The organism is Pseudomonas sp. MWU13-2100, from assembly GCF_023242365.1.
GTDB lineage: Bacteria > Pseudomonadota > Gammaproteobacteria > Pseudomonadales > Pseudomonadaceae > Aquipseudomonas.
Genome location: NZ_JALLIX010000030.1, coordinates 39,667 through 53,090, shown reverse-complemented (window position 1 = coordinate 53,090; position 13,424 = coordinate 39,667). Strand labels below are relative to the sequence as shown.

The window sequence follows — 13,424 nt, the reverse complement described above, 5'->3', positions numbered from 1 at the left end:
GAGTGGTGATGCCGGCGCGAATATCGGCCATGGCAACCTGCCTCACAAGAGAGCAAATTGCATGCCAGTGCCCCGTGATGGGTTTTTTGCCCCAATCTCACGCGTTGCAGCGAGCATAGGAGAATTTCCGGGCATTCGTTGCACCATTATGGGTCTAAAATAATCGATGGCGACCTGTTTTGGTGCGACAAAAACCATCTGCACAATAACTGGTTAAACCTTGAGCAATTTCCGCTATAATCCGCGCCCCCCTTTTTCGGCCGGCCCTTCGCGCGCTGTTTTCATGAAACTTATCGTAAAAGTCTTCCCCGAAATCACCATTAAAAGCCGTCCTGTCCGGATGAAATTCATCCGCCAGCTGGCCAAGAACATCCGTACCGTGCTCCGTGACCTGGACCCGGACGTGGTGGTGAACGGCGTGTGGGACAACCTTGAGCTGGAAACCGCGTTGAGTGAGCCCAAGGCCCTGCAGGAACTGACCGAGCGCCTGTGCTGCATGCCGGGCATCGCGCATTTCCTGCAGGTCGACGAGTACCCGCTGGGTGACTTCGACGCGATCACTGCCCAGTGCAAGCAGCACTTCGGCGAGGCCTTGCCCGGAAAGATTTTTTCGGTGCGCTGCAAGCGCGCCGGCAAGCACAGTTTTACCTCCATGGACGTGGAGAAATATGTCGGCAGCCAGTTGCGCCGACAGTGCAATGCCGCCGGGATTTCCCTCAAAGAGCCGGAAATCGAAGTGCGGATGGAAATTCGCGACCAACGGTTGTTTGTCATCCACAGCCAGCACAATGGCCTGGGCGGTTACCCGCTGGGGTCCATCGAGCAGACGCTGGTGCTGATGTCCGGCGGTTTCGACTCCACCGTGGCCGCCTATCAGATGATGCGCCGTGGCCTGATGAGCCATTTCTGCTTCTTCAACCTCGGTGGTCGCGCCCACGAGCTGGGGGTGATGGAAGTCGCGCACTTCCTCTGGAAGAAGTACGGCAGCTCGCAACGGGTGCTGTTTGTCAGCGTGCCGTTCGAGGAAGTGCTGGGAGAAATTCTCGGCAAAGTCGATAACAGTCATATGGGCGTAGTATTGAAGCGTATGATGTTGCGCGCTGCCACCGTCATGGCCGATCGCCTGGACATCGGCGCGCTGGTGACCGGCGAGGCGATCTCCCAGGTGTCCAGCCAGACGCTGCCGAACCTGTCGGTGATCGACTGCGTGACCGAGAAGCTGGTGATTCGCCCGCTGATCGCCAGTCACAAGCAGGACATCATCGATTTGGCGACCGAGATCGGCACGGCCGATTTCGCCAAGCACATGCCGGAATATTGCGGGGTCATTTCGGTGAACCCCAAGACCCACGCCAAGCGCAACCGCGTGGAGTACGAAGAACAACAGTTCGACATGGCGATTCTCGAGCGGGCGCTCGAGCGGGCCAAACTGGTACCGATCGATCGGGTGATCGACGAATTGGGCCAGGATTTGCAGATCGAAGAAGTCAGCGAGGCGCTGGCCGGTCATATCGTCATCGACATCCGTCACCCGGATGCCCAGGACGACGACCCGCTGGCGATTGCTGGCATCGAGGTACAAGCGATGCCGTTTTATGCTCTGAACGCTCGTTTCAAGGAACTGGACCCTACTCGCCAGTACCTGTTGTATTGCGACAAAGGCGTGATGAGTCGCCTGCATGCCCACCATTTGCTCAGTGAGGGGCATGCCAATGTGCGCGTTTATCGACCGAGCTAAGTGCCCGGGGCTGTTTGCCTGTGGCTTGCGTCACCGGCCCCCCGACGCCGCCGTCAAGCTGTAACGGCAAAGCCCGACTCTACTGTAAATCGCTGCCAAGACTTGTCAGCACACCGAATCCTCTGATCGAGATACACAAGTGATCGAAAATCTACGCAACATCGCCATCATTGCTCACGTTGACCATGGTAAGACCACCCTGGTAGACAAACTCTTGCGTCAATCCGGCACCCTGGAGCGCAACGAGCTCAACGACGAGCGCGTGATGGACTCCAACGACCAGGAGAAAGAGCGCGGTATTACCATTCTGGCGAAAAACACCGCCATCAACTGGAACGGCTACCACATCAACATCGTGGACACCCCGGGCCACGCCGACTTCGGCGGCGAAGTTGAACGCGTAATGTCGATGGTTGACTCGGTTCTGCTGCTGGTTGACGCTCAAGACGGCCCTATGCCGCAAACCCGTTTCGTGACCAAGAAGGCTTTCGAAGCCGGCCTGCGTCCAATCGTGGTGATCAACAAGGTCGACCGTCCAGGCGCGCGTCCGGACTGGGTTCTGGATCAGATCTTCGACCTGTTCGACAACCTCGGTGCTACCGAAGAACAGCTGGACTTCAAAGTCGTCTACGCCTCGGCCCTGAACGGTATTGCCGGTCTGGACCACACCGCGATGGCGGAAGACATGACCCCGCTGTACCAGTCGATCGTCGACGACGTACCCGCGCCGAAAGTCGACCGTGACGGTCCGTTCCAGATGCAGATCTCCGCACTGGACTACAACAGCTTCCTGGGTGTTATCGGTGTTGGCCGTATCGCCCGTGGTCGCATCAAGCCGAACACCCCGGTTGTCGCCATCGACGCCGACGGCAAGAAGCGTACCGGTCGTATCCTGAAGCTGATGGGTCACCACGGCCTGCACCGTATCGACGTTGAAGAAGCGGCTGCCGGCGACATCGTCTGCATCAGCGGCTTCGAGCAGTTGTTCATCTCCGACACCCTGTGCGACCCACTGAACGTCGAAGCGATGAAGCCGCTGACCGTTGACGAACCTACCGTTTCGATGACCTTCCAGGTTAACGACTCGCCGTTCTGCGGCCGTGAAGGCAAGTTCGTCACCAGCCGTAACATCAAGGAACGCCTGGACAAAGAGCTGCTCTACAACGTTGCTCTGCGCGTTGAAGAAGGCGACTCGGCTGACAAGTTCAAGGTCTCCGGCCGTGGTGAGCTGCACCTCTCGGTACTGATCGAAACCATGCGTCGCGAAGGCTTCGAAATGGGTGTCGGTCGTCCGGAAGTGATCATCCGCATGGTTGACGGCGTCAAGCACGAACCGTACGAAAACGTGACCATCGACCTGCCGGAAGAATCCCAGGGCGCGATCATGGAGCAAATGGGCCTGCGTAAAGGCGACCTGACCAACATGGTTCCGGATGGCAAGGGCCGTGTGCGCCTTGAGTACAACATCCCGGCTCGTGGCCTGATCGGTTTCCGTAACGAGTTCCTGACCCTGACCTCCGGTGGCGGCATCCTGACCTCGATCTTCGACCGTTACGACGTGATGAAGTCCGGCGATATGTCCGGTCGTCAGAACGGCGTGCTGGTCTCGGTCGCTACCGGTAAGGCACTGACCTACTCGCTGGAAACCCTGCAGGCGCGTGGCAAGCTGTTCGTTGAACACGGCCAGGACATCTACGAAGGTCAGATCGTCGGCTTGAACAGCCGCGACAACGACCTGGGTGTGAACCCGACCAAAGGCAAGAAGCTCGACAACATGCGTGCTTCGGGCAAGGACGAAACCATCGCCCTGGTTCCGCCGGTCAAGTTCACCCTGGAGCAGGCTCTGGAGTTCGTCCAGGAAGACGAACTGTGTGAAGTCACGCCTAAGTCCATCCGTCTTCGCAAGAAGATCCTGGGCGAAAGCGAGCGTACCCGCGCTGCCAAGAAGTCCGGTAACTAAGTCATTTAGTTAGCTGGCAAAAAAATGCCCCCGACCGCAAGGTCGGGGGCATTTTTGTTTGTCTGGCTTATGGGGCGTCGCACACCTTGTCAGGGGGACGATGCTCTTGTGGGAGCGGAGCTTGCCCGCGAAGCTTCTGGGGGCTGCGAAGGCCCCTTCGCGGGCAAGCTCCGCTCCCACAGGGCCGGTGTTGCAAGGTGTTGATCAGAAATTGTACAGCGTCTTGTCCGGCGCCGGGCGTTCCGGGGTCTTGGGCTTGTAGGCACAGTAGCCCGGGCGTGGCCCGATTTTTGGATGGTTACGGCAGGTGTCCGGACGTTTTTCGTAGATGGTGCACAACCGTGACTTGCGATCCAGGTACAGGCAATCGTTGTTGCTCATGCGCTGCAAGGTGAAGATCTCGGACTTCTGGTTGTAGCGCTCGACGATCCCCTCCTTCTGCAGGCGCTTGGCGATGTTCTTCGGCGGGTCGCCACGCTCGAATTCGTCGACGATGCCGATGCGGATCAGGTCCTTGATCTTGACTTCCACCGGCAAGGTGCAGCAGCTGGAGATGCAGCCTCCGCACATATGGCTGGCGTATTTCTGCCAGGTTTCGAGGCGGTCGAGTTCCGCGGCGGCGATCAGGGTAGGTTTCATCCGGCTGTTGTCCAGGGTGTATCAGGGCGCGCGATGATACCGGGGCTGGTGGATTTGTGAACAACCTTTTGACGGTTTTTCGTACAAACGCGCCTTTGCAGGGAGATTTCCACATGAGTGCATGCTTTTGGGGCAGCATGGGGGCATCGGCTTTCCCCCGGGCCATTCGCAAGAAACGCCGAACCTGCGGTGTTGCCCCGTGTCGAACCGTCTAGGCTCAGAAAACCCGTCTTTCAAATCGTCCATCTCGCTAGAGGTTGTATCGATGTCTCAGGAACCGCTTGTCCGTGAAGCCGAGGTCGCCGCTTTTCGCGACGCTGTCCTCGCCAAACTTACATACGCGGTGGGCAAGGACCCGGACCACGCGTTTGATCATGACTGGTTCGAGGCTATCGCCTTGGCCGCCCGCGACCACATGGTCGAGCACTGGATGGACCACACGCGGCATATCTACCGCAAAGGCCAGAAGCGGGTGTATTACCTGTCCCTGGAATTCCTGATCGGGCGGCTGCTGTACGACAGCCTGAGCAACCTCGGCCTGTTGGAGATCGTTCGTGAGGCGATGGTGGAGCTGGGAGTGGACCTGGAGCGCATCCGCCTGCTGGAGCCCGATGCGGCCCTCGGCAACGGCGGCCTGGGGCGCCTGGCGGCATGCTTCATGGAAAGCATGTCGACCCTCGGGATCGCCGGCCACGGTTATGGCATTCGCTATGAGCACGGTTTGTTCCGCCAGGCCATCGTCGACGGCTGGCAGCAGGAGCAGACCGAGAATTGGCTGGACTTCGGCAACCCCTGGGAGTTCGAGCGCGCCGAAGTGATCTATCCCGTGGGCTTCGGCGGCCAGGTGCAAACCATCACCGATGAAAACGGCGCGCCCCGCCAGGTCTGGACGGCCTCGGAAACCGTGCGCGCGGTGGCCTATGACACGCCGGTGGTGGGTTGGCGTGGGGCCAGTGTGAACACCTTGCGGCTGTGGCGCGCGCGGGCGACCGAAGAGCTGCACCTGGAGCGTTTCAATGCCGGCGACCACCTCGGCGCGGTCGCCGAAGTGGCCCGGGCCGAGAGCATTTCCCGGGTCCTGTACCCGGCTGACAGCACCGAGGCCGGCCAGGAGCTGCGGCTGCGCCAGGAATATTTCTTTGTCTCCGCGTCGTTGCAGGACCTGCTGCGCCGCCACAAGAACATGCACGACTCGGTGCTCAGCCTCGGCGAGCACGCGGCGATCCAGCTCAACGACACCCACCCCTCGATTGCCGTGGCCGAGTTGATGCGGCAACTGGTCGACCTGCACGATATCGCCTGGGATGCGGCCTGGCAGGTCACCGTGGAGACCCTCTCCTACACCAACCACACCTTGCTCCCCGAAGCCCTGGAAACCTGGCCGGTGGGCCTGATGGAGCGCATGCTGCCGCGGCACATGCAGATCATCTACCTGATCAATGCCCAGCACATCGACTCGCTGCGGGCCAAGGGCATCCACGATTTTGACGTGCTGCGCGCGGTGTCGCTGATCGAGGAAGACAACGGTCGGCGCGTGCGCATGGGCAACCTGGCGTTCCTCGGCTCCCACAGCGTCAACGGCGTTTCCGGCCTGCACACGCAACTGATGCGCAGCACGGTGTTCTCCGAACTGCACAAGCTCTATCCGGAACGGATCAACAACAAGACCAACGGCATCACCTTCCGCCGCTGGCTCTATCAGGCCAACCCGAAGCTTACGGCGATGATGGTCGACGCGCTGGGTCCGGAGCTGCTCGACAACCCCGAGGAGCTGCTGCTGGGCCTGGAGGCCTTTGCCGAGAAGGCCGGCTTTCGCAAGCAGTTCGCCGAACAACGCCTGCACAGCAAGCGCGCCCTGGCGGCCCTGATCCATGAGCGCCTGGGGATCGCGATCAACCCGGCGGCGATGTTCGATGTGCAGGTCAAGCGGATCCACGAGTACAAGCGCCAGTTACTCAACCTGCTGCACACCGTGGCGTTGTACCAGGCGATCCGTGCCGAGCCGGAAACCGACTGGGTGCCACGGGTGAAGATCTTTGCCGGCAAGGCGGCGGCCAGTTATCACCAGGCCAAGCTGATCATCAAGCTGGCCAACGATATCGCCCGTACGGTAAACAACGATCCGACCGTGCGCGGTCTGCTCAAGGTGGTGTTCCTGCCCAACTACAACGTCAGCCTGGCGGAAAGCATCATTCCGGCGGCGGACCTGTCGGAGCAGATTTCCACCGCCGGCTTCGAGGCCTCGGGCACCAGCAACATGAAGTTCGGCCTCAACGGCGCACTGACCATCGGCACCATGGACGGGGCCAACGTCGAGATGTGCGAGCGGATCGGCGAGGAGCACATGTTCATCTTCGGTCTCAGCGCCCAGCAGGTGGAGTCGCGCAAACAAAACGGCGAGTTCAGCGCGGCGGCCGACGTGGCTGCCTCCCATCGGCTCAACGATGTGCTGCAGGCCATTCGTGGCGGGGTGTTTTCACCGGATGATCCGTCCCGTTATGTCGGGCTGGTGGATTCCCTGGTCGACTATGACCGCTTTCTGGTCTGCGCCGATTTCGACTCCTACTGGAGTGCCCAGGCCCGGGTCGAAGCCCATTGGCATGATTCCAAGGAATGGTGGCGTTCTGCTGTACTTAACAGTGCGCGAATGGGCTGGTTTTCCTCGGACCGGACCATCCGTGAATACGCCACGGAAATCTGGAAAGCCCTGGATTAACTTTTTGCGGCAAGTTGTGCGGCCGGCCCCACTTTCCGGGGGCCGGATCGATATACTACGCGGCATCTTTTCGGACGCCGCATAGGGATATCGCGCATGCAATGGATTCTGATGCTGGTCGGCCTGGCACTGGGCTGGCTGGTGGACTCGGCGTTTACCGACGCCCTGCTCGGTGCCCTGCTGGGTCTGGGCATTGGCCAGAGTTTCCGCCTGATGAGTCTGGGCCGGCGCGCCGCGGAGCAAGTGGTCGAACTGGAACAGGCGCGAAAAGCCCTGGCTACCGTCGAACTGCGTGTGCGTCAGCTTGAAATCGCTTCGGGCAGGACGCCGGAACCGTCTGTTGCCCCGCTGGTTACTGCTGTGACGCCAGAGGTTGCCGAACAGGTGCCTCAATCCGTCGCCGGGCAAGCCCAGGCAGAACAAGCCCCCGAACCCATCCCCGAAGCCCTGCGCGCGGTTCCCGAATTGGTCTGGGAACTGCCGGTCGAGCTTCAGGAGCCCCTGCGCGAAACGGCGCATTCCGAAAACCTGCACCCCGAGGTGGATGCCTGGACGCCGGAACCGGTCATGGCCCAACCCCGCGAGCCTCAGACGCCTCGTGCCCCACGCGAACCCAACCTGATCGAACGTGCCCTGGCCGGCGCGCGCAACTGGTTGTTCGGCGGCAACACGGTGTTGCGCGTCGGCGTGCTGCTGCTGTTTCTTGGCCTGGCCTTCCTGCTGCGCTATGCCACCGAAGGCATGGTGGTGCCGATCGAGGCGCGTTACGCCGGGGTCGCCGCCTGCGCCCTGGGCCTGCTCGGGCTTGGATGGTGGCTGCGCCTGCGCAACAGCAACTATGCGTTGATGCTGCAAGGCACCGGGATCGCGGTGCTGTACCTGACGGTGTTTGCGGCGATGCGCCTGCACCCGCTGCTCGATCCGTCGGCGGCCCTGGGCCTGCTGGTGGCGGTCACGCTGTTCTCGGCAATTCTCGCTATTACCCAGGACGCCCTCGGCCTGGCCGCCGCGGCCGCCCTGGGTGGCTTCGCCGCGCCGATCCTGACTTCCACCGGTAGCGGCAACCATGTGGCGCTGTTCAGCTACTTCGCCTTGCTCAACGCCGGCATCCTGGCGATTGCCTGGTTCAAGACCTGGCGCCTGCTCAACCTGATCGGCTTTGTCGGCACCTTCGGCATCGGTTTCGCTTGGGGCCTGCGTTCGTATAAACCGGAGCTGCTGTGGAGCACCGAACCTTTCCTGGTGCTGTTCTTCCTGATGTACCTGGCGATCGGCCTGCTGTTCGCCCGGCGTAAATTGCGCGAGATGGCTGCCGGCCCTGAAGATGACAGTCGTGAAGCGCTGCTGCGCTGGTCGGCCCGCCAGGGCGACTATGTCGATGGCGCCATGCTGTTCGGTCCGCCGCTGGTGGGCTTCGGCCTGCAATTCGCGGTGGTCCAGCACCTGGAGTTCGCCACGGCCTTCAGCGCCCTGGTCCTGGGCATTATCTACATGGGCCTGGCACGGATACTCGCCGGCGGTCGCGCCCTGCTGCTGGGGGAAACCTGCCTGGCCCTGGGCGTGATCTTCGCCAGCCTGGCGATCCCGCTGGGCCTGGATGCCCGTTGGACCTCGGCGGCCTGGGCCGTGGAGGGGGCGGGGATCTTCTGGCTCGGCTCGCGTCAGCAGCGACCGTTCGCCCGGGCGTTTGCCCTGTTGCTGCAGATCGGTTCGGCGCTGGCGTTTCTCGGCAAGCTGCAACTCGGTGAAACCAGCCTGCTGGATGGCGCGCCGCTGGGTGCCTTGCTGCTGGGTGGGGCCTTGCTGTTCAGCTTCCAGCAAGTACGCAAGGCGCTGCCTGAACAGCTCTCGTCCTGGGAGCGCAGCTTGGCGCCGGTGCTGGCCTGCAGCGGCCTGACTTTCCTCTACCTGTTGGCGCCGCTGTTCTTCCTCACCCAGGGCACGGCCATCAGTTGGGCGCTGGCCGGGTTGGCGACCCTGTTCGTCGGCCTGCGCCTGCAATCACGCAGTTTCCTGTTCAGCGCCTTTGCCGTGCAACTGCTCGGCGGCGCGTTGTTCCTGCTACGCCTGCAAGGTGCCCAGGGCGACTCGGCGGCGGTATTCAACGCTGGCTGGAGCGGCCTGATGAGCGCTTCGCTGATCGGCCTGTCGCTGATCGCCGGGATGCTCCTGGCGGCCCGCGACGAGATGGTGCGCAACGATGCGCGGCTGCTGCGCGGGCTGTCGGTGGTGCTGCTGGCAGGGCTGGTGTTGATCAACCTCGCCGTGCTGTTTGTCCTGCCGTGGGAAACCGCCAGCGGGGTCTGGGCCGCCAGCGGCCTGTTGATCATCTGGCTGAGCCTGTACTTGCAGCAACGGGTGAGTTTCGTCTTCGGCCTGCTGTTGCAGGTGATCGGCGGCGCGGCGTTCCTGATGGCCGAGCCCGAGCTGTTCCGCGCGCTGTCCGCCGAGGGCCTGCGGCCGTTGGCCCACAGCGGTTTCTGGACGCCGATGGTACTGAGCCTGGCGGCGCTGGTCGGCGCCTGGCGCTTGCAGCGTGGCACCCCGGCCGCCTCTTTCGAGGCCTTGAGCCTGTCGGGCCTGTCCAATGTCCTGCTGGTCTGGGGCGCGCTGTGGTGGGGGCTGGCCTGGGTCAGTGAAGTATTGCGCTTTGTTCCGACGCATCTGCAGCCCCAGGCCTTGCTCGGCTTGGCGACGCTCAGCGTGCTGCTCTGGACACTGCTGGCCTCGCGCTTGAACTGGCCGACCTTGGGCCGGCTCTGCACGTTGCTGACGCCGGTTGCGCTGGTGGTGCTCTACGGCGCCTGGGACCCGGCTTATCATCCGGCGGCCGATTACGGCTGGCTGGCTTGGGCGGCGGTGTTTGTCGTGCACCTGCTGTCGTTGCGGCGCCTGGCGCCGATCCTGCCCGCCCAGGCCCTGAGTTATGCCCATGTGCTGGGTTGCTGGCTGATCCTCGGCGTACTGGCGCTGGAGTTGCGTTTTGGCCTGATGAGCCTGTCCGAGCATTACAACGCCTGGCGCTGGCTGGGCTGGGCGATCCTGCCGAGCCTCTATCTGGTGCTGATGGCCGCGCCGCGCCAGTGGCCATGGCCGGTGGCGGCGTACCCGCGCGAATATCGCCTCTACGCGGCATTGCCCCTGGCCGTGCTGATGCTGGCCTGGTTCTGGTTGGCGAACACTTTCAGCGACGGTCAGGCCGAGCCGCTGCCTTATGTGCCGCTGCTCAACCCGTTGGAGCTGGGCCTGATGTTCGCCCTGTTGGGGATCTATCTCTGGTCGCGGAGCGCCGTGGCGCAATGGGCGTTGCGTCGTGACTACGCGCAGTGGGTCACCCAGGCCGTGGCCGGGCTTTCGCTGTTCGCCTTTGTCAGCGCCCTGGTGATGCGCACCGCGCACCATTGGGGGGGCGTGCCGTTCAACCTGGATGACCTGCTGGTGTCGATGCAGGTGCAGGCCGGTCTGTCGATTGCCTGGACCCTGATTGCCCTGGGCCTGATGATCGGCGGACATCTGCGCAATCGTCGCGAGGTCTGGCTGGTGGGCGCGGCGCTGATCGCCGTGGTGGTCGCCAAGTTGTTCTTCGTCGAATTGAGCAACCGGGGCGGACTGGCGCGGATTGTCTCGTTCATCGGCGTCGGCGTGCTGTTGCTGGTGGTCGGTTACTTTGCGCCGCTGCCGCCCAAGCGTCCGGACCCTGAGCCGGTGACCGAAGAAACTGAAGGAGTATCGTCTTGATTCACAAAGCGAGCCCGTGCTGGTTGGGCATCATCGGGCTGTGTGCGGCGCTGTCGGCGTTCGCCCAGGAGAAACCGACCGACTACACCACCCGGGTGCCGCTGACCCTGAGTGGCGAGGGCCCCTGGTATCGCCTGGAGCTGCCGCTGACGTTGCAACTGAGCGCGCGCCAGTCCGATCTGAGCGATGTGCGGGTGTTCAATGCCGCCGGTGAGCCCCAGGCCTATGCCCTGGCGCGGGAACAGGCGCAGGCGACGCAGAGCCACAGCCTGACGAACGTGAAGTGGTTCCCGCTGTACAACTCGGCCGCTGCGCCCCAGGCCACGCCGAGCGTGCGGGTCCAGTCGTCGGCCAATGGCACTCTGGTCGAGGTGAGTCCTTCGGCTCAGTTGGAAGCCGGTGAGGAAGTGCTGCGCGGCTGGCTACTGGATGCCAGCGCGATCAAGGCGCCATTGCAGCAGCTGGTTTTGGACTGGAACAGCGAGCGCGACGGCTTCCAGCGTTTCAGCATCGAGGCCAGCGATGACTTGCAGCACTGGCAGGCCTGGGGCGATGGGCAGGTGGCGCGCTTGTCGTTTGCCGACGAGCGGGTGGAGCAGCATGAAGTCGCCCTGCCGGGGTTGTCGGCGCGTTACTTGCGCCTGTTGTGGCAGTCGCCGCAGGCGGCGCCGACACTCAGTTCGGCGCAGTTGGCCAGTTCCACCACCAGCAGCCTGCCGTTGCCGCTGGTATGGTCGCAGCCGCTGGCCGGGAGCAGCGCCAAGGCCGGGGAATACACCTGGCAACTGCCCCTCGGCCTGCCGCTTGAGCAGGTGCGGGTCGAACTGGCGCAGGCCAACAGCCTGGCGCCGGTGAACTTGTACGGGCGCCAGGACGGCAACGCGCCCTGGCAGACGCTGAGCAGCGGTTTGCTCTATCGCCTGACCCAGAATGGCCAGGATGTGGTCCAGGACCAGTTGCAGTTGCCCGGGCGTGCCGTGGCGCAATTGAAGCTGGTGGTCGACGAGCGTGGCGGCGGCCTGGGCGCCCAGGCGCCGACCTTGCGTTTCGCGGTGCGCAGCACGCAGTTGGTGTTCCTGGCCCGTGGCGAGCCGCCGTTTTCCCTCGCGCTCGGCAACCCGGCGGTCAAGGCGGCGAACCTGTCGTTGTCGACCTTGATCCCCGATTACAGTCCGCAACGTCTGGCCGGATTGGGTCAGGCCACGGCGAGCGGAGCGGCAGTAACCACGGTGCCGCCGCCGGTGGTACCGGTTGCACTGGGCAGCGATTGGAAGAAGATCGGCCTGTGGGCGGTGTTGCTGCTGGGTGTGGCGGCTTTGGCCGGCATGGCTTTCAGCCTGTTGCGCAAACCGCGGGTATAGGTGCCTGCCCGGGAGCCTGTGGGCGCCGGCTTGCTGGCGACGAGGTCCTTGAGACCGCTAAAAGCTTCGCGGGCAAGCTCCGTTCCCACAAGAGCCGGCACCTACAAGGGCCGGGCAATGGCCGGAATTCCGGCGCTTTTGGACTAGGCTCAAGCCGGTCCCTGAACTCTCCGTGTCGGAACTCGGTCTGACAGGAGGCAATACAGGTCAACTCGCGTTAAACTGCGCGGGTTTTCAGCCCCTCATCTCCGGAGCCATCCATGTCCCGCGTTACCCTGAGTCGCTATTTGATTGAGCAGACCCGCAGCAACAACACGCCTGCCGATCTGCGTTTCCTGATCGAAGTGGTCGCGCGTGCTTGCAAGGAAATCAGCCATGCCGTCTCCAAGGGCGCGCTGGGTGGGGTTCTGGGCAGCATGGGCACGGAAAACGTGCAGGGCGAAGTGCAGAAGAAGCTCGACGTGATTTCCAACGAAATCCTCCTCGAAGCCAATGAGTGGGGCGGTCACCTGGCCGGCATGGCGTCCGAGGAAATGGACAATGCCTACCAGATCCCCGGCAAATACCCGAAAGGCGCCTACCTGCTGGTATTCGACCCGCTGGACGGTTCGTCGAACATCGATATCAACGCCCCGGTCGGTACTATCTTCTCGGTGCTGCGTTGCCCGAATGAACACCTGAGCCAGAACGAAGCCTTGAATGAAAAGGCCTTCCTGCAGCCAGGTACCGAGCAGGTAGCCGCCGGTTATGCCATCTACGGCCCGCAGACCATGCTGGTGCTTACCCTGGGTGATGGCGTGAAAGGCTTTACCCTTGACCGTGAAATGGGCAGCTTCGTGCTGACCCATGAAGATATCAAGATCCCGGCCTCCACTCAGGAGTTCGCGATCAACATGTCCAATCAGCGCCACTGGGAAGCACCGGTACAGCGTTATGTCGGCGAATTGCTGGCCGGCGAAGAAGGCCCGCTGAAAAAGAACTACAACATGCGCTGGGTCGCCGCGATGGTTGCGGACGTGCACCGTATCCTGACCCGTGGCGGCTTGTTCATGTACCCGCGCGACAGCCGCGAGCCGTCCAAACCGGGCAAGCTGCGCCTGATGTACGAAGCCAACCCGATGTCGTTCCTGGTGGAACAGGCCGGCGGCGCCTCCACCGACGGTCACCAGCGTATTCTCGACATCAAGCCGGACGGCCTGCACCAGCGTGTCGCGGTGTTCCTCGGCTCGAAAGAAGAAGTCGAACGCGTCACGGCTTACCACAAGGAATAAA

At 62.6% G+C, this 13,424-nt stretch carries 7 protein-coding genes; 6 read left to right on the top strand and 1 reads right to left on the bottom strand.

Annotated elements, in window-relative coordinates:
• The first annotated feature begins 283 nt into the window (after positions 1-283).
• Together thiI and typA are read left to right on the top strand one after the other, a co-directional pair.
• Complete coding sequence (gene thiI / locus M5B99_RS20090) at positions 284-1,738, top strand: tRNA uracil 4-sulfurtransferase ThiI (protein ID WP_248805670.1); 1,455 nt, start codon at positions 284-286, stop codon at positions 1,736-1,738.
• A 139-nt stretch (positions 1,739-1,877) separates the two neighbouring features.
• Positions 1,878-3,698 (top strand): translational GTPase TypA, encoded by a 1,821-nt coding sequence (typA, locus tag M5B99_RS20085; protein WP_103495503.1) that lies wholly within the window; start codon positions 1,878-1,880, stop codon positions 3,696-3,698.
• Between the two features lie 204 nt (positions 3,699-3,902).
• Here typA and M5B99_RS20080 read toward each other — a convergent pair whose 3' ends face one another.
• Complete coding sequence (locus M5B99_RS20080) at positions 3,903-4,337, bottom strand: YkgJ family cysteine cluster protein (protein WP_248805669.1); 435 nt, start codon at positions 4,335-4,337, stop codon at positions 3,903-3,905.
• A gap of 265 nt (positions 4,338-4,602) precedes the next feature.
• Between M5B99_RS20080 and M5B99_RS20075 the strand changes: the two genes are divergently transcribed.
• From M5B99_RS20075 to M5B99_RS20060, 4 genes are all read left to right on the top strand, one after another.
• Positions 4,603-7,053, top strand: coding sequence for a glycogen/starch/alpha-glucan phosphorylase (locus M5B99_RS20075; protein WP_248805668.1), 2,451 nt, complete (start codon positions 4,603-4,605; stop codon positions 7,051-7,053).
• A 96-nt stretch (positions 7,054-7,149) separates the two neighbouring features.
• Positions 7,150-10,791 (top strand): DUF2339 domain-containing protein, encoded by a 3,642-nt coding sequence (locus tag M5B99_RS20070; RefSeq protein ID WP_248805667.1) that lies wholly within the window; start codon positions 7,150-7,152, stop codon positions 10,789-10,791.
• Positions 10,788-12,152, top strand: a complete 1,365-nt coding sequence (locus tag M5B99_RS20065) for a DUF3999 domain-containing protein (protein ID WP_248805666.1) — start codon at positions 10,788-10,790, stop codon at positions 12,150-12,152. The genes M5B99_RS20070 and M5B99_RS20065 overlap by 4 nt, the downstream gene beginning before the upstream one ends.
• A gap of 260 nt (positions 12,153-12,412) precedes the next feature.
• Positions 12,413-13,423: a class 1 fructose-bisphosphatase gene (locus M5B99_RS20060; RefSeq protein ID WP_248805665.1), complete on the top strand. Its 1,011-nt coding sequence runs from the start codon at positions 12,413-12,415 to the stop codon at positions 13,421-13,423.
• Position 13,424: the final 1 nt, after the last annotated feature.

Coding starts and splice junctions, on each gene's coding strand:
- thiI (WP_248805670.1), top strand. CDS start 284: ATGAAACTTATCGTAAAAGTCTTCCCCGAAATCACCATTAAAAGCCGT.
- M5B99_RS20080 (WP_248805669.1), bottom strand. CDS start 4,337: ATGAAACCTACCCTGATCGCCGCCGCGGAACTCGACCGCCTCGAAACC.
- M5B99_RS20075 (WP_248805668.1), top strand. CDS start 4,603: ATGTCTCAGGAACCGCTTGTCCGTGAAGCCGAGGTCGCCGCTTTTCGC.
- M5B99_RS20070 (WP_248805667.1), top strand. CDS start 7,150: ATGCAATGGATTCTGATGCTGGTCGGCCTGGCACTGGGCTGGCTGGTG.
- M5B99_RS20060 (WP_248805665.1), top strand. CDS start 12,413: ATGTCCCGCGTTACCCTGAGTCGCTATTTGATTGAGCAGACCCGCAGC.